Genomic DNA, 16,537 nt, shown 5'->3' with positions numbered 1-16,537 from the left:
GATGCGGCCGGCGGCGGTGGCGATGCGGGCCGGCCCGGCGATGCCGGCGGCCAGCTCCAGCCGGCGTATGGCCAGACGGTCGATGATGATGTCCTGTTGGGGCAGCAGGCGCGGGTCGGCGGTCGGGCGCAGCACCGGCAGCCGGGAGAGGCTGACCCGACCGGCATCAACGAGGCTTGCATTGAACTGGTTGTAAGCCAGCGCCAGCGGCGCCCAGTCCAGCACCAGCCGGTCGATGCGCGCGAAGCGCCCGCTGGCATCATGCACCTCGATGCCCAGCAGCTCGGCGCGTCGCCACAACGAGCCGTCGATGCGCGCGACACGGAACGACAGGCCATTTTCCAGCACGAGGCGCGGCAGCTGCTGCACCAGCCAGGCGCGGCCCGGCGTGCTGTCGAGCGCGAAGGGCAGCGCCGCCAGCACGAGCAGCATGGCCAGCACGGGCAGCAGCAGCAGGCGGGCCCGGCGCATCAGAAGGCCTGCCCGATCGAGACATAGAAGACGAGGCGCGGATCGCCGGCCCGGGGATTGAGCGGCGTCGCGATGTCGATGCGCACTGGCCCGAAGCCGGTATAGATGCGCGCGCCGATGCCGGCGCCCAGCGAGAGCCGGTCGAAGGTCGGGGTGGTGCCGGTGGAGACTTCGCCGGCATCGATGAAGGCGACCACGCCCAGATCCTGCCCCAGCGCCTGGAAACGATATCGCCCCTCCACCGCCAGTTCGGTGAGGCTGTTGCCGCCGGTGGGCACATTGTCTGCATTGCGCGGGCCGACACCCTGGAACACATAGCCGCGCACCGAGCCGCCGCCGCCGGCATAGAAGCGGCGATCGGGCGCGATCACGCCGCGCGAGGCACCGACAATGCTGCCGATGTGGAAGCGCCCGGCCACCACCAGCGGGCCGATCGGCCGGTAGGCGGTGGCTTCGAACTGGGCCTTCACATAGTTGAAGTTGCTGCGGTCGCGCAGCGTCAGTTCGGGGCTCAGGCGGGCGGTCAGCCGGAAGCCGCGCGACGGATTGAGCAGATCGTCAGACTGGTCCCACGTCACGTTGGCGGGGAAGGCCAGCACGGTGAAGGTGCGGCGGGGGTCGCCGAAGGCTGAACGGTCGCGCTGGCTGGTGATCAGCGCCTGGGCGCCAATGCTCCAGGTCCAGTCCTTCTGCCAGATGATGTTGGTTTCGCGCGCCAGTGCCGCCGAGATGCCCAGCGTTTCGGCGGCGAAGGCGAACTGCTGGCTGGCGGTGAGCCCGCCGCTGACCAGCAATTGCCGGTCACGCTGGCCGAAATTGCGCTTGCGCAGTTCCAGCTGGGCGACCTGTTCGCGCTGGGCCGCGACGGCGCGGGCGGTGAAGCCGCCTTCGGGAGGGAAGAAGTTGCGGTGGCTCCAGCTGCCCTCGGCGCGCAGGCCCTGGCCGGTCGAAAAGCCGCCCGACAAGGCGATGGTGCGCATTGGAGCCGGCTCGCTGGTGATCTCGAGGTCAACAGTCTGGGTGCCATCGGGCTGCACGGCGCCCTCCACTGGGCGGATGGCGACGGCGCCGAACAGCCCGGTTTGCACCAGCGCGCGGCGCAGATCCTCGCGGCCGGCGTTGCTGTAGCGGTCGCCGGGCTTGAAGCGGCTGAGCAGGGCGACATGCTTCGTGTCCATGCCGCGCACGGCATCATCGATGCGGATGCTGCCGAAGCTGCCGCGCCGCCCCAGGTCGATGCGCTGGGTGAGGGTGGCATCGCGGCTGGCATGATCGATCACGATGTCGGGCGGGCTGATGCGCGGGAAGGGATAGCCGGCATCGGCGAGCCGGACGGGCAGCGCGGTTTCGGCCGATTGCACGCGCGCGGCCTCCACGGCGTCGCCCACCTTCACTGGCAGCAGGCGGGTAACGATGCGGGCCGGATCGGGCGGGCCCACGGCATCCTCGGGCGCCAGGATGCTGATGTCGGCGAAGCGATAGAGCGGCCCCGGCTCAACGGCCACGCGTACCTGGCTTTCGGGCCGACCGGCGGCCGGCGGCTCGGTGGTGATGCGCACACCGCCGCCATAATGGCCAACGGAGCGCAGCAGCTGATCGGCAAGGTCACGGTCCTCGGCGATACGGCGGGTGAGCTGGGCAAGGTTGGTGTCTTCGCCGCGGTGCAGCCAAAGCGAGGAGAGGCCGCGAAACTCGTCTTCCAGCCCCAGCTCGGCAAGGCCCGACACGGTGACGCGATAGCGGATAGCAGCCGCAGGCGCATCGGCTGCGTCGCCAGTGGTGGAGGCGACGTCAGGCCAAGGCAGCGTCTCCATCCCGGGCAGTTCGGGCAATGGATCATCCGGGCCGGGGATGGGCGGTTCGTCCACCGTTGCCGCCCGTTCCGGCGGAACGGTCTGTGCCGATGCGACGGCCGTCGAACAGACAAAAAGGGCGAACAGGAACCGGCGCACGGAAGATGCTGTAACCCATGGCGCGGCACACGCAAATCGCTGGCCAGCGGCGCGGCCGTGGTGCATGGGGCCTGCCATGGCCGATCGCAGCACGTCACGGCCGCCGCAGCGTGGCGGCGGCATCTTCATTGCCGCCGGGCTGGTGCTGGGCGTGGTGGGCGGCGTGGTTGTCGGCCAGCCGTCGCTGGGCCTTCTGGCAGGTCTGGTGCTGGGCGTGGTGGCGGCCATCGTGCTGGTGATGGCCGATCGGCGCTGAACAGCGCATTGCCGCCGGCGCCCGGACGTTTAACCTGCGCACTGCTGAGGGAGGCATAGATCACCATGGCCAGCGGCCTGTTCGCCCTGCTCGACGATATCGCGGCCATCGCCAAGGTGGCGGCGGCCAGTGTCGATGATGTCGGCACCATGGCGGCGTCGGCACTCGACGATACGGCTGCTGCCGCCGTCAAGGCCTCCACCAAGGCGGCCGGCGTGGTGGTGGACGATGCCGCCGTCACGCCGCGCTATGTGGTGGGCTTCACGGCGGATCGCGAGTTGCCGATCGTCGCCAAGATCGCGCGCGGCAGCCTGAAGAACAAGCTCGTCATCCTGTTGCCCGGCGCGCTGGCGCTGTCGTGGCTGCTGCCGGCGCTGATCACCCCGCTCCTCATGGCCGGCGGCGCCTTCCTGTGCTTCGAAGGCGCCGAGAAGCTGTGGGAAAAGCTCAATCCGCACGATGATGACGCCGGCGAGGATGGCGCGATGAGCGCCGCCGAGCGCGAGAAAACCATGGTGGCCGGCGCCATCCGCACCGATCTCATCCTCTCGGCCGAGATCATGGCGATCGCGCTGGGCACCGTGGAGCAGGAACCGCTGCTGGAAAAGGCCGCCGCGCTGATCGCCGTGGCCCTGGGCATCACGGTCATGGTCTATGGCGCCGTGGCGTTGATCGTGAAGGCCGATGATCTGGGCGTGCGTCTGGCCCGCCAGTCGAACGGCGCCGTGGCGGCGCTGGGGCGCGCTCTGGTGCAGGGCATGCCCGGTTTTCTCGTCGTGCTGGGTTGGGTGGGGTTGGCCGCCATGCTGTGGGTGGGCGGCCATATCGTCATCGACGGGTTGCACAAGTTCGGCGTCGATGCCCCACATGACCTGCTGCATGGGGCGATGCACCTGGTCGAAAACGGCGGCGGCGTTGCCGTCTGGCTGGCTGAAGCCGGCGGGGCGGGCCTGTTCGGGCTGGCGCTGGGGGCGCTGATCGTGCTTGCCCTCCATGCCGTGCTGCGCAAGGGCCACTAGACCATGTTGCTGCCGCCCGGCCTTTCCTGTATTGTCACTGCAATACAGCGGAGACGGTCATGAGAGAGGCCCTGGGGGCGATATTGTTGTGCGGCATTGCGGTTGCCGCCTGCGAGCCGCGCGAGTCCCCCAAGCCGCCGGAGCCGCCCACCGCCGAGGCGGCGGCCAGCGACGTCGACATCAGGGCCGACATCGAATCGGGCGAGGTGAAGCTGCGGCTCCCTGGCGGCGTGGCCGGCACGGTGCGGCTGCCCGAGGGGCTGGCCGAATCCAAGTTCGATCTCGATGGAATCGGCCGTTATCCCGGCGCCAAGCTGACCACGGTGGACGTGAAGGCCAGCGACAGCGACGGGGCGCATGAGGCCCGCGTGGTGCTGGGCTTCACGGCGCCGGGCCGGCCCGAACAGGTGGCCGACTGGTATGAACGGGCCCTGGTGCGGCAGGGGCGCAGCGCGGCGCGCTCCGGTACCACCATCACCGGCACCACCAGCGACGGCAACCCGATGGTGATCGCCATCAGCCCCGGTGATGCCGGCACCGCGCAGGGCCGCATCACCATCATCGACAGCGACGGTTAGCCCCTAGAGATTGCGCGCCGCAAACGTGTCGCAGCGGTCCATCCGGCCACTGTCCAGTCCCGCCTTCAGCCAGCGCATGCGCTGCTGGGAGGTGCCGTGAGTGAAGCTTTCCGGGTTGATCCGCGTGCCGGCCTGCCGCTGCAGCGTGTCGTCGCCGATGGCCTCGGCGGCGCGCAGGCCTTCCTCGATGTCGCCGGGTTCCAGAAGGTCGCGGTTGTGGTGCGCCCACACGCCGGCCAGGCAATCGGCCTGCAGCTCCTGCCGCACCGACAGCGCGTTGCCTTCCGCCTCGCTGCCCCGGCGCCGGGCCTGTTGCACCTGTTCCGAAATGCCCAGCACCGTCTGGATATGGTGGCCAACCTCGTGGGCGATCACATAGGCGGCGGCGAAATCGCCGGGCGCGCCGAAGCGGCGGGACAGATCGTCGAAAAAGCTTGAGTCCAGATAGACGTTGCGATCGGCCGGGCAATAGAAGGGGCCCATGCCGCTGTTGGCCGGGCCGCAGCCGCTGTTCACCGCGCCAGCAAACAGCACCAGCTTGGGCGCCGGATAGGCTTCGCCCACCTGGTCCTGGAAGACGGCCGCCCAGGTCCGTTCCGTGCTGCCCAGCACCTTGGCAATGAAGCGATCATGGGCGCCATCCAGCGCCGCCGGCTGGGCCGGACCTTCCACCGGGGGCTGGCCAACGTCCGGGCCACCCACGCCACCGCCACCGGCCGCGCCCAGCAGCTCCAGCGGGTTCACCCCCATCACCAGGGCCAGCACGCCGACGATGATCAGCGTGCCGATCCCCATGCGGCCGCCGCCGATCGGCAGCCGGAAGCCGCCGCCACCCACGCCGCCGCCCTCGCCGCGGCGATCGACGATGTTGGCGCTTTCCTCTTCATCGTCGAGACGCATGGCCAGCTCCTTTGCCGGCAACCTTATCGTTGCGTCCGCTTGCCCGCCAGCGCCGCGTTGACCAGAAGGGCGATGCGGGTGCCGGCCTTGGCCACCTGGTCGCGCACCGCTGGCGTCGCGGTGGCGATATAGGCCGGCGTCACCAGCCCACGTGGGCTGCCGGCGCGCGCGTCGGCGGGCAGCGGGCAACTGTCGGGCACGTCGGCCAGTTCCGGGTAGGCGACGCGGCGCGAAATATCCCAAGCCTCGCGCGCCCAGAGGGCCACGCGCGCTGCCGTGTCGGCCGGCCCGGCGGTGAAGTCGCGGCGCTGCGCAGGGGTGATGGCGGCCGGCGAGATCGCCGGCGGTTCGGTCAGTGCGCGTTCGGCCAGATCACTGTCCCAAACCCGGTGCAGGTTCATGCCCTCGGGCGCCTTGACGCCATAGGCGGCACGCACCTGGTTGCCGCCAAGATCGGACTTGTCGCCCAGGTGCAATGGCTGGTGCATGTCCCCGATGAAGTGGACGAGGAAGGACAAGGCCTGCAACCGCTCCACCGCTGGCCGGGTGCGGTCGGCCAGGATCGCCTGCTGGCGCGGGATCTGGGCCGTCACGCAATCGCCGTTCTCGCAGCGCGCCGTGATGTCGAAGGCCTGGCACACGCTGATGTTCTGATAATGCCAGGGGGCGGAGAAGGCGAAACGCTTGGCGTGGCGGGCCCGCACGCAATCCGGCCACACCGAGGCATCCTCGATGGTGGAGAGCGGGCAATCTTGTGTGGCGAGGTCCGGCTCGGCGCGCAGCAGCTGCCGCACTTCGGCCCGCGCATCCGGCGTCAGCTGCGCCCAGGCGATGCGGGCGGTGAGGCGATGGGCATAATCGCCCCAGGCCAGGGCTGGGGCAGGCAGCAGGGCGAGGAGCAGAATCAGGAGATGACGCATCGCAGATGCGATGACACCGCGCGGCACTGCTGGCGAGATGGGCACAGTGTCGCTATCGTGCGCGTCTGGCTGCCCTTGAACTTGCGGCCCCTGTTGCTCATCTGCAACAAGCGGTTAGGAGCAAGCGGGGCCGGCGACAGCAAGCAAGGACGATGATGCGCGATCCCTACACGGTTCTGGGCATAACGCGATCGGCCGACGAGGCCGAGATCAAGAAGGCGTTCCGCCGGCTCGCCAAGGACAATCACCCCGATCGCAACGCCAATGATCCCAAGGCGATGGAGCGGTTCAAGGAGGCCAATGCCGCCTATGAACTTCTGTCCGATCCGGCCAAGCGCGGCCAGTATGATCGCGGCGAGATCGGCCCGGACGGCCAGCCGCTGAACCCCTTTGCCGGTGGCGGCTATGGCGGCGGCTTCAACCCGCGCGATTATGGCGGCGGGCGTGCTGGTGGGGGCGGCTTCGATTTCGCGCAGGGCGCCGACGACCTGTTTGCCGAGCTGTTCGGCGGCCGCAGCCCGTTCGGGGGCACCGGCGGCAGTGGCGGGCGCGGCTTTCGCACGCAGGTGCGCGGGCCTGACGTGGCCTATCGGCTGACCGTGCCGTTCGAGGATGCAGTGGCGCTGAAGCCGCAACGCGTCGTGCTGAAATCCGGGCAGGCGATCGAGATCAAGCTGCCCGCCGGCCTGGAATCGGGCAAGCAGGTGCGGCTGGCCGGCAAGGGCGAGCCCGGCCCCGGCGGCCCCGGCGATGCCATTGTCACCATCGAGATCGCGCCGCACCGCGTGCTGGTGCGCGACGGCGATGATGTGCGGCTCACCCTGCCCATCCGGCTTGATGAAGCGGTGCTGGGCGCCAAGGTGATGATGCCCACCGCCGAAGGCCGCGTGGCGCTGACCATCCCGCCCGGCACCGCATCGGGCCGCATGTTCCGCCTGAAGGGCAGGGGGTTCCGCCGCCTCGACGGCACGCGCGGCGACCAGCTGGTGACGGTGCAGATCGACATCCCAGCCGATCATGCCGGCCTGAAGGCCTTTGCCGAGACGTTCGTGGACGACCGCGACATCCGCAGCGCGCTGGACGTCTGAGCGCGACGCGATGGTCCGGGTTTTGCGCCTGCCGCTCCGCCGCATCATCACCGATACCGCCAGCGGCACGTTCGAGCATGGCTTCACCCACGCCGGCAACCTTGCCTATCTCAGCCTCGTCACCCTGTTCCCTTTCGTCATCCTGGTGGCGTTCGTCGCCGGCCAATTGGGCCGCACCGCCGACGGGCTGGCGGCGGTCAACAGCTTCCTCGCTGCGATTCCCGACAATGTGGCTGAACTCATCGCTCCGGCGCTCACCGATCTGATTTCGGCCGAGGCCAGTGGCGGGGTGATCACCTTTGGCGTGGCGGTGGCGCTGTGGACCTCTTCGGGCGTGCTGGTGACGCTGCGCAGCATCGTGCAGCAGGCCTATGACGCGCCGTCGAGCATGCCGTTCTGGCGCTGGCGGCTGGTGGGGCTGCTGGAGGTGACGGCGCTGGTGGTGCTGTTGCTGCTGGCCTTTGCCGCGCAGGTGCTGGTGACGGGGGCGGAAACCTTCGTGTTCCGCCTGATGCCGATGGCGGCCAGCGTCTTCCCGGCGCTGGGGGTGCAGCGCATCGTGCCGGCAGCGATCCTGTTCCTGGCGCTGTGGGCCCTATTCGGACTGTTGTGCCCGCGCGCCTTCCGCACCTGCCCGGTGTGGCCCGGCGCGGCGCTTACCACGCTGGCCTGGACGGCGACCACGCTGGCGCTGCCGCAGGCGCTCACCCTGTTCAACGGCTATGCGCTCACCTATGGCAGCCTTGCGGGCGTTATCATCGCGCTGCTGTATTTCTACATCATCGGGCTGGGGCTGGTGCTGGGCGCCCAGCTCAATGCCGCGGTGGCGCGCGCCCGGCTGGAAAATGCCGCAATTGCCGGCTAAGGCGCGCGGCCAAGGAGAAGAACATGCCGATCATGCAGGGCAAGCGCGGCCTCATCATGGGCCTCGCCAACGACAAGAGCCTGGCCTGGGGCATCGCCAAGGCGCTGGCCGAACAAGGGGCGGAACTGGCCTTCAGCTACCAAGGGCCGATGATGGAAAAGCGGGTGCGCCCGCTGGCCGAACAGCTGGGTGTGGCGCGCCTGTTCGAATGCGACGTGTCGTCGGCGGAGAGCATGGACGCCTGCTTTGCGGCGCTCGCCGCCGAATGGCCGACCATCGATTTCCTCGTCCACGCCATCGGCTTTTCCGACAAGAACGAGCTGCGCGGCCGCTATGTCGATACCAGCCTCGACAATTTCCTGCTGACCATGAACGTCTCGGTCTACAGCTTCACCGCCGTGGCCCAGCGCGCCGCGGCGATGATGCCGGAGGGCGGCTCGTTGCTCACGCTATCCTATTATGGCGCTGAAAAGGTGATCCCGCACTACAACGTGATGGGCGTGGCCAAGGCGGCGCTGGAGACCAGCGTCAAGTATCTCGCCATGGACCTGGGGCCGCAGGGCGTGCGGGTGAACGCCATCTCCGCCGGCCCGATCAAGACGCTGGCGGCCAGCGGCATCGGCGATTTCCGCTACATCATGAAGTGGAACGAATATAACGCGCCGCTCAGGCGCAACGTCACCATCGAGGATGTTGGCGGCGCCGGCCTCTATCTCCTCTCCGGCCTCGCCTCGGGCGTCACCGGCGAGATCCACCATGTCGATGCCGGCTACAATGTCATCGGTATGAAGGCCGAGGATGCGCCCGACATTGGGCTGGAGAAATGAGCCTCAACACGTTCGGCCACCTGTTGCGCTTCACCACCTGGGGCGAGAGCCACGGGCCGGCGATCGGCGCGGTCGTGGATGGCTGCCCGCCCGGCATCGCGCTGTCCGAAGCCGATATCCAGCCCTTCCTCGACAAGCGCCGTCCCGGCCAGTCCAAGTTCACCACGCAGCGGCAGGAGCCGGATGAGGTGCGAATCCTGTCCGGCGTGTACGAGGGGCAGACGACCGGCACGCCGATCAGCCTGATGATCGAGAATGTCGATCAACGCTCCAAGGATTACAGCGACGTCGCCGCCAAATATCGGCCGGGCCACGCCGATTATGCCTATGACGCCAAATATGGCCTGCGCGACCCGCGCGGCGGTGGGCGCTCATCGGCCCGCGAGACAGCCAGCCGCGTGGCGGCCGGCGCGGTGGCGCGAAAGATCATTCCGGGCGTCGCCATCACCGCCTATCTGGTGGAGATTGGCGGCACCGCCATCGACCGCAGCCGTTTCGACCTGGCCGAGATCGACCGCAACCCCTTCTGGTGCCCGGATGCGGTGACGGCCGCGATCTGGGCCGAACAGCTGGACGCGGCGCGCAAGGCCGGTTCAAGCCTTGGTGCCATCGTCGAATGCCTGGCCACGGGCGTGCCGGCCGGCTGGGGCAGCCCGCTCTATCACAAGCTTGATGCGCAGCTCGCCAATGCCGCGATGAGCATCAACGCGGTGAAGGGCGTGGAGATCGGCGACGGTTTCGCTGCAGCGTCCCTGCGCGGCGAAGAGAATGCCGACCGCATGCGGCCGGGCAATGATGGCCCCGAATTCCTCTCCAACCATGCCGGCGGCATTGCCGGCGGCATCTCCACCGGTCAGCCGATCGTGGTGCGCATGGCCCTGAAGCCCACCAGCTCGATCCTGACGCCGGTCGAAACCATTACCAAGGACGGCCAGGCCGCCGAGATCGTCACCAAGGGCCGCCACGATCCGTGCGTGGGCATTCGCGCCGCGCCGGTGCTGGAAGCGATGGTGGCGCTGGTGCTGGCCGATGCGATGCTGCTGCACCGGGGCCAGACGGGCCGCTGAAATCGGGCGCTAGAACAGGCGGCCGCCGTTGGGCACGGCCTGGCTGGGGTGCAGCAACACCACCTCGCCATCCGCATCCGGCACCCCCAGAGTCAGCACTTCGGACATGAACTTGCCGATCTGCCGCGGCGGGAAATTGACCACGGCGATCACCTGCCGGCCCACCAGTTCGTCCAGCCGATAATGGCGGGTGATCTGGGCGCTCGACTTGCGCCGGCCAATGGCGGGCCCGAAATCGATGACCAACTTGTAGGAGGGCTTGCGGGCCTCCGGAAAGTCCATCGCCTCCACGATCGTGCCGATCCGCACGTCGGCCTTCAGCCAATCGTCAAAGCCGATGGTTGGCGCCGGCGGCGCATCGGGATCGTGCAGGACGTGAGTCATCGGGCGGGGCTCATTCCACAAGGTCCCCCATCCGTTCCGCCGTGGTCTTGCCCGGCGTCCGCCCGTCAAACCGGCGGATGCGCGGCTGCACGTCCTCCACGCCCTCCAGCGCACGCCAGTTCACCGACACCGCGTCCGGATGGGACAGCGGCACATAGAAGCTCTTGATGCCGCAGGTGGCACAGAAGAGATGCTGGGCCGTACCGCTGCCCCAGCGGTAATCGGTCATGGCGTCGTGGCCGCGTTCCAGCGTGAAATCGGCGCGCGCCGTGATCAGGTGCAGATAGGCGGTCTTGGTGCAGACCGAACAGTCACAGTCCAGCAGCTCCGGCGGATCGCTGAAGCGAACCCGGAACTGCACCTTGCCGCAATGGCAGCCGCCTGTTGTTTCGCGCATCGTCACAGGCCTTCTGTTGATGTCAAAACCCGCCCGGAATCAAGCCGGTTCGGCCGTTTGATCCATAGCGGAGCGGCATAGGGGATTTCCCGGAGGTGACGCGGCGGCGACGCCTCTGGCAATCAATGCGTCGGGCGTGCGGGAATTTCGGCAGCGGGCAGCACCGGGTTCCACGGCATATGTCCGGGGCTGGCGCCCATCCTGTCGGGGGGCAGGGCGGGGCCAGCCCCGGACGCCCATCCCCGCAACAGCAGGATCATCTCAGCCCGGCACCCGCACGTCGGCAACGCTGGGATCGCGCGCGCCCACCGGGGCGGCCAGCACTTCCTGCAGGAACGGCCCCTTGTTGACAGCGCTGGTGCGTGGATCGCCGGCCTGGCTGCGGATGGCCGGATCGGTGGCGCCGGCGCCGGCCCGATCGAGCAGGCCCTGTTCGGCCTGGCTGCGCGGCGGCGGCTTCACGCCCGGGCCGAACAGCGCTTCCATCGCAGCGGCCTGGGAATCGACGCCGATCGGGCGCGGCGCGCCGGGCGTGGGCGGTGCCAGCGCGAAATCGGGCGGCACCACCAGCGGCGCAGCGCGCATGATGGCCAGCTCGTCCGGCCCGCGGCCCGACAGGCCGCCCTTGCCCCCGCACGCCGCGAGGCTGGTGGACAATGCAGCCAGGATCAGGATGTTACGCATCTTTGCTTTCCTTATGCGAGGGCTCGGCCCGCGCCGTCATGGCCCGGCCCAGCAACAGCATCACACCCAGTGTAATCGCGGCATCGGCGACGTTGAAGACCCAGAAGCTATGTTGCTGCCAGAAGAAGTGCAGAAAATCCACCACGTGGCCAAAGCGCACGCGATCGATGATGTTGCCGATGGCGCCGCCCAGCACCAGGCCGAGCGCCGCGATGTCGACCGGGTGCTTCTCCCGCCGCAGCCACAGCGCCACCGCCAGCGCGATGCCGGCGGTGATGAAGGTGAGCAGCCAGCGCGCCAGATCGGAGCCGGCCTGCAGCAAGCCCATCGACACGCCGGCATTGGCCACGAAGGTCAGCCGAAAGAATGCCAGCACGTCGATGCCGCCGCGTTCCGGCAGGCGGATCAGCTCCAGCACCCAGTATTTGCTGGCCTGATCTGCCAGCAGCACGGCGGCGGCGATGACGTAACCGCGTGGGCTGCTTCCCTCAGGCATCTTCGGTCTTCGGCACCACGGTGGTGCAGCGCCCGCACAGCTGCGTCTCGTCGTCCACATCGGGCAGGTGGCGCCAGCAGCGCGCGCACTTTGCGAGATCGGCCTTCGCGACGGTCAGCTGCTCGGCATCGCCGGGGACCAGCGCCACCTCGGCCACCAGCAGCAGTTCAGCGAGATCCAGCCCGGTCAGCGCCGCGATGCGGTCGTGATGAGTGGTGGTGATGTCAACCCGCGCTTCAAGGAAGCTGCCGATCGCCTTGTTCCGGCGCAATTCTTCCAGCTTGAGATAGGTTTCCTCACGCAGCTTGCGCACCAGGCCGATCTGCCGGGCCAGCGCTGGATCGTTCCAGCCGGCGTCAATCTCCGGCCAGTCGAGCAGATGCACGCTGCCCGCATCCGGGAAGCGCGTGCTCCACACCTCTTCGGTGGTGAACACCAGCACCGGAGCCAGCCAGCGGGTGAGGGCATGGAAGGTGATGTCCAGCACCGTGCGCCAGGCGCGGCGGGTGGGGGCGGTGGGGGCGTCGCAATAGAGGCTGTCCTTGCGCACATCCATGGCGAAGGCCGACAGGTCATCGGCGACAAAGCCCAGGATCAGACTGACATAGCGATTGAAATCATAGATTTCGATGGCAGCCTTCAGCTCCACGGACAGTTCCGCCAGACGGTGCAGCACCCAGCGTTCCAGCGCCGGTATTTCGCCCACCGGCAGCCGTTCCTTCTCGCTCCAGCCGTCAAGCGCGCCCAGCAAATAGCGGAAACTGTTGCGCAACTTGCGATACTGATCGGCCACACCCTTCAGGATTTCATCGCCGATGCGGTGATCCTCGGTGAAATCGACAGAGAGCGCCCACAGCCGCAAGATGTCTGCGCCATAGGTCTGCATGATGTCGAGCGGGTTGACCGTGTTGCCTTCCGACTTCGACATCTTGCGGCCGCTGGCATCCATGGTGAAGCCGTGGGTGAGGATGGCGTTGTAGGGCGCCCGGCCGCGCGTGGCGCAGCTTTGCAGCAGGCTGGACTGGAACCAGCCACGATGCTGGTCACTGCCTTCCAGATACAGGTCCGCCGGCCATTGCAGCTCTGGCCAGCGCCCCGATTCCAGCACGAAGGCGTGGGTGCAGCCGCTGTCGAACCACACGTCCAGGATGTCGGTCACCTGCTCATACTGGTCGACCCGGTCGCCCAGCAGTTCACGTGCGAATTCCGGCGTCCACGCATCGACGCCCTGCTCACGGAAGCGCGCCACGATCTTCTCATTGATTTCTTTATCAACAAGATAGTCGCCAGTCTTGCGATCCACAAAGAGCGTGATAGGCACGCCCCAGGCGCGCTGCCGGCTGAGCACCCAGTCGGGCCGGCCTTCCACCATCGCGCCGATGCGGTTGCGGCCCTTGTCGGGCGTGAAGGTGACGCGGGCGATTTCCTCCATGGCGCGCTCGCGCAGCGTGGGGGAGGCAGCAAGGCCTTCCTCCGCCGGGTCGATGGCGCCGCCCTCATTCTCCCAGCCCTTTTCGGCGCGGCTCTTGGGCTCGACCCACGGCATCGGCCTGTCCATCGGCACGAACCATTGCGGCGTGCAGCGGAAGATCACCTTCTTCTTGGAGCGCCACGAGTGCGGATAGCTGTGCTGGAACGGCCCGGCACTCAGCAGCGCACCGGACGCCTTCAGATCGCTGCAGATCGGGCCATCGGGCGCGTTGAGGTTGGGGTTGATGACATTCTTCGCCTCGCCGCCGAGCCACAGCCAGTCGGCGCGGTACCGGCCATCGGCCTCCACCGCGAAGACGGGGTTGATGCCATGCGCCTTGCACAGCGCAAAATCATCCTCGCCGTGGTCCGGGGCCATGTGGACAAGGCCGGTTCCCTGATCGGTGGTGACGAACTCGCCCGGCAGGAAGGGGCGGGGCGTCGCGAAGAAACCGCCGAGGTGGTGCATCGGGTGATGGGCGACAGCGCCGACCAAGTCGCGACCATTATATTCACCGTCTGGACGAAGAAACGCCGTTACGCCGAGAAGTTTCGTGATGCGCTTTTCAAGTTCAGCGCGGAGATGATTGTCTGCGACCAGATACCGCCCAGATTCGCTCCAGTCGATTTGTCCCCAAACGGAGTCACGTTCGGCGTCAGCGATCAGCCGGTCGGCAAGTAGAAGTTGGCAGTGGGCGTATGCCACGTCCGGCCCATAGGCGATGCCCTGGTTCACCGGGATGGTCCACGGTGTCGTCGTCCAGATGACGGCATGGGCGCCCACCAGTTCCGGCGCGTTCGGCGCTTCCACGATCTCGAACGCCACGTCGATCTGGGTCGAGGTGATGTCGTGATATTCCACCTCGGCTTCGGCCAGAGCGGTCTTTTCGACCGGTGACCACATCACCGGCTTGGCGCCGCGATAGAGATAGCCGCTCTCAGCCACCTTCAGCAGTTCCGAAACAATCGTCGCTTCGGCTTCGAAGTCCATGGTGAGATAGGGCTTCTGCCAGTCGGCATTGATGCCCAGCCGCTGCAGCTGGCTGGCCTGCACGTCCACCCAGTGCTGGGCGTAGGCCCTGCACTCGGCGCGGAACTGGGCGGCGGGCACCTCGTCCTTGTTCTGCTTCTTGGCGCGGTAGGCCTCTTCCACCTTCCATTCGATGGGTAGGCCGTGGCAGTCCCAGCCGGGGACATAGGGCGCGTCCTTGCCCAGCAGCGTCTGGGTGCGCACCACCGCGTCCTTCAGGATATGGTTAAGCGCGTGGCCGATGTGCATGTCGCCGTTGGCATAGGGTGGGCCATCGTGAAAGATGAACTTTTCCCGGCCCTTGCGCGCGGCTCTCAACTGGCCATAGAGGTCGGCCGCCTGCCATTTCGCCAGAATCTGCGGCTCGCGCTCCGGCAGGCCGGCCTTCATCGGAAAGTCGGTCTTCGGCAGGAAAACGGTGGGGCGATAATCGGGCGCGCTCATGGGGCGAGGGCTTTAGGGGATTGCGCCCAAGCTGTCACGCGCCCTTGAGGAGCGCACGTGCCGCATCGGCATCGGCGGCGATCTGGGCCTTCAGCGCGTCCAGCCCATCCAGCTTCATCTCCGGGCGCAGATAGGCTATCAGCTCCACCGCCAGCTCCTGGCCATAAAGGTCGCCCTCCCAGTCCATCAGCCAGGTTTCCAGCAGTTCCTCGGGCGGCTCGATCATCGGGCGGATGCCGAGATTGGCGACACCGTCGACGCGTTCGCCCGATGGCAGCCGCACGCGCACGGCATAGACGCCATAGGCCGGGCGGACATAGTCCCCCAGACGCATGTTGGCGGTGGGAAAGCCCAGCGTGCGGCCCAGCTTGGCGCCATGCTCGACCGTGCCGGTGATGGTGAAGGGGCGGGTGAGCATCTCCGCCGCCATGCCGGGCCGGCCATCGCGCAAAAGCGCGCGGACGCGGGTGGAGCTGATGGTGCCGCCAGAATCGGTGACGGGCTCGACCACGCGGGCGGCAAACCCTTGCGCCAGCCCCAGCCGCTCAAGATCGGTGACCGAGCCAGATCGGCCCTTGCCGAAGGTAAAATCGCCGCCCGTCACCACGCCGGCCACGCCCAGGCGCGTCACCAGCCATTCGGTCACGAAATCCTCCGCCGACAGGGCGGCAAGGCTGCGGTCGAAGGGGATGATCACCGCCCCGTCCATGCCGAAATCGGCGAACCACCAGGCCCGCTGGTTGATGGTGGAGAGCGCGAACGGCGGCACATCGGGCTGGAACAGCCGCGCCGGGTGCGGATCGAAGCTGGCGACCAGCGCCGGCCGCCCGAGCCGCAGCGCCCAGTCACGCGCCGTGCCCACCACGGCCTGGTGGCCGGCGTGGAAGCCGTCGAAATTGCCCAGCGCCACGATCCCGCCGCGCAGGGACAAGGGGAGCGGCGCGCCGCCGGTGACCAGTGCCATGACCGCGCGTTAGCGGGGCACAAGCCCGGCGGCAAGCAGCCGCGCCGCATTGCCGCCCATCACATTGGCGATGTCGGCCTCGCTCATGCCGGCGGCGAGCAGCGCGGCCGTGACGGCGTCGATGTGTGCCGTATCGAACCCAACCGTGGTGGCGCCATCATAATCGCTGCCCAGCCCGACATGATCGATGCCGGCCACGCTGACGGCGTGGAGGATGGCCTTCGCCGTCGCCTGCGGGGTGGGTGCACACACCGCGGCATCCCAGTAACCGATGCCGATCATCCCGCCATTGGCGGCCAGCGCCCGCAGTTGATCGTCGGTGAGGTTCCTCGGGGTGTCGCAGGTGGCCTTCACGCCGCCGTGGCTCACCACCACCGGGCGCGTGGCGATCTTCAGCACGTCGGCGAAGGTGGCGGCGCTGCTGTGGGCCAGATCGATGATCATGCCGCGCGCCTCGGCCTCCTTGACCACGGCGGCGCCGAACCGGGTGAGCCCGCCCTTCTTCTCGCCGCGCATGGAGCCGCCAAGATCATTGTCGAAGAAATGGACCAGACCCAGCATGCGGAAGCCGGCGTCGTGGAGCCGCTTCACGTTGGCGATCTCGCCCTCCAGATTCTGCCCGCCTTCGGTGGACAGCAGCGCGCCGGTGACGCGCCTGCCGGCGGCGCGGTCGGCGAGCAGGCGGGTGAGGTCGGCGCGCGTCTGCACCACGCGCAGCCGGCCCT

17 protein-coding genes and 1 pseudogene are annotated in these 16,537 nt (G+C 68.0%); 7 read left to right on the top strand and 11 right to left on the bottom strand.

The window, feature by feature from the left end:
• Positions 1 to 471: pseudogene (locus GJV64_RS03630) on the bottom strand (hypothetical protein); the annotation flags it as partial.
• A complete protein-coding gene (locus GJV64_RS03625) occupies positions 471 to 2,339 on the bottom strand; it encodes an autotransporter assembly complex protein TamA (protein WP_164155919.1) in 1,869 nt (622 codons plus the stop codon). The gene GJV64_RS03625 and the pseudogene GJV64_RS03630, both read right to left, overlap by 1 nt.
• A 160-nt stretch (positions 2,340 to 2,499) precedes the next feature.
• On the opposite strand from GJV64_RS03625, the gene GJV64_RS03620 reads away from it, so the two are divergent.
• From GJV64_RS03620 to GJV64_RS03610, 3 genes are all read left to right on the top strand, one after another.
• A complete protein-coding gene (locus tag GJV64_RS03620) occupies positions 2,500 to 2,679 on the top strand; it encodes a hypothetical protein (protein ID WP_164155918.1) in 180 nt (59 codons plus the stop codon).
• Between the two features lie 65 nt (positions 2,680 to 2,744).
• Positions 2,745 to 3,698 (top strand): DUF808 domain-containing protein, encoded by a 954-nt coding sequence (locus GJV64_RS03615; RefSeq protein ID WP_164155917.1) that lies wholly within the window; start codon positions 2,745 to 2,747, stop codon positions 3,696 to 3,698.
• A gap of 59 nt (positions 3,699 to 3,757) precedes the next feature.
• Positions 3,758 to 4,276: a hypothetical protein gene (locus tag GJV64_RS03610; protein ID WP_164155916.1), complete on the top strand. Its 519-nt coding sequence runs from the start codon at positions 3,758 to 3,760 to the stop codon at positions 4,274 to 4,276.
• Positions 4,277 to 4,279: 3 nt separating this feature from the next.
• On the opposite strand, the gene ypfJ is transcribed toward GJV64_RS03610, so the two are convergent.
• Both ypfJ and GJV64_RS03600 read right to left on the bottom strand, forming a co-directional pair.
• Positions 4,280 to 5,176, bottom strand: coding sequence for a KPN_02809 family neutral zinc metallopeptidase (gene ypfJ, locus GJV64_RS03605; protein ID WP_164155915.1), 897 nt, complete (start codon positions 5,174 to 5,176; stop codon positions 4,280 to 4,282).
• A gap of 23 nt (positions 5,177 to 5,199) precedes the next feature.
• Entirely contained in the window at positions 5,200 to 6,096 is an 897-nt protein-coding gene (locus GJV64_RS03600; RefSeq protein WP_164155914.1) for a S1/P1 nuclease, read from the bottom strand.
• Between the two features lie 155 nt (positions 6,097 to 6,251).
• Here GJV64_RS03600 and GJV64_RS03595 point away from each other — a divergent pair, with 155 nt between their 5' ends.
• The 4 genes from GJV64_RS03595 to aroC are packed head-to-tail and all read left to right on the top strand — an operon-like array spanning position 6,252 to position 9,943.
• Complete coding sequence (locus GJV64_RS03595; protein WP_164155921.1) at positions 6,252 to 7,184, top strand: DnaJ C-terminal domain-containing protein; 933 nt, start codon at positions 6,252 to 6,254, stop codon at positions 7,182 to 7,184.
• Positions 7,185 to 7,206: 22 nt separating this feature from the next.
• Positions 7,207 to 8,049: a YihY/virulence factor BrkB family protein gene (locus GJV64_RS03590; RefSeq protein WP_164155913.1), complete on the top strand. Its 843-nt coding sequence runs from the start codon at positions 7,207 to 7,209 to the stop codon at positions 8,047 to 8,049.
• Between the two features lie 32 nt (positions 8,050 to 8,081).
• The gene (gene fabI, locus GJV64_RS03585) at positions 8,082 to 8,876 is read left to right on the top strand and encodes an enoyl-ACP reductase FabI (protein WP_164155920.1); all 795 of its coding nucleotides are present in this window, start codon (positions 8,082 to 8,084) and stop codon (positions 8,874 to 8,876) included.
• Positions 8,873 to 9,943 carry a chorismate synthase gene (aroC, locus tag GJV64_RS03580; protein ID WP_164155912.1) on the top strand — a complete coding sequence of 357 codons (1,071 nt, stop codon included), beginning with the start codon at positions 8,873 to 8,875 and terminating at the stop codon, positions 9,941 to 9,943. Before fabI ends, aroC begins: the two co-directional genes overlap by 4 nt.
• A gap of 9 nt (positions 9,944 to 9,952) precedes the next feature.
• On the opposite strand, the gene GJV64_RS03575 is transcribed toward aroC, so the two are convergent.
• From GJV64_RS03575 to GJV64_RS03545, 7 genes are all read right to left on the bottom strand, one after another.
• Positions 9,953 to 10,327: a tRNA-binding protein gene (locus tag GJV64_RS03575; protein WP_164155911.1), complete on the bottom strand. Its 375-nt coding sequence runs from the start codon at positions 10,325 to 10,327 to the stop codon at positions 9,953 to 9,955.
• A gap of 10 nt (positions 10,328 to 10,337) precedes the next feature.
• On the bottom strand, positions 10,338 to 10,724 hold the full coding sequence (locus GJV64_RS03570; protein ID WP_164155910.1) for a GFA family protein: 387 nt from the start codon (positions 10,722 to 10,724) through the stop codon (positions 10,338 to 10,340).
• A gap of 261 nt (positions 10,725 to 10,985) precedes the next feature.
• Positions 10,986 to 11,408 (bottom strand): DUF3035 domain-containing protein, encoded by a 423-nt coding sequence (locus tag GJV64_RS03565; RefSeq protein WP_164155909.1) that lies wholly within the window; start codon positions 11,406 to 11,408, stop codon positions 10,986 to 10,988.
• Positions 11,401 to 11,904 (bottom strand): signal peptidase II, encoded by a 504-nt coding sequence (gene lspA / locus GJV64_RS03560; RefSeq protein WP_164155908.1) that lies wholly within the window; start codon positions 11,902 to 11,904, stop codon positions 11,401 to 11,403. Before lspA ends, GJV64_RS03565 begins: the two co-directional genes overlap by 8 nt.
• The gene (gene ileS / locus GJV64_RS03555) at positions 11,897 to 14,848 is read right to left on the bottom strand and encodes an isoleucine--tRNA ligase (protein ID WP_164155907.1); all 2,952 of its coding nucleotides are present in this window, start codon (positions 14,846 to 14,848) and stop codon (positions 11,897 to 11,899) included. The genes lspA and ileS overlap by 8 nt, the downstream gene beginning before the upstream one ends.
• Before the next feature lie 34 nt (positions 14,849 to 14,882).
• Positions 14,883 to 15,812 carry a bifunctional riboflavin kinase/FAD synthetase gene (locus GJV64_RS03550; protein WP_164155906.1) on the bottom strand — a complete coding sequence of 310 codons (930 nt, stop codon included), beginning with the start codon at positions 15,810 to 15,812 and terminating at the stop codon, positions 14,883 to 14,885.
• A 9-nt stretch (positions 15,813 to 15,821) separates the two neighbouring features.
• A partial coding sequence (locus tag GJV64_RS03545; protein ID WP_164155905.1) for a dipeptidase occupies positions 15,822 to 16,537 on the bottom strand: 716 nt, incomplete at its 5' end.

The organism is Sandarakinorhabdus rubra (genome assembly GCF_010994245.1).
GTDB lineage: Bacteria > Pseudomonadota > Alphaproteobacteria > Sphingomonadales > Sphingomonadaceae > Sandarakinorhabdus > Sandarakinorhabdus rubra.
Note: the sequence above shows the minus strand (reverse complement) of the source record. Positions and strands in the feature narration are given on the sequence as shown.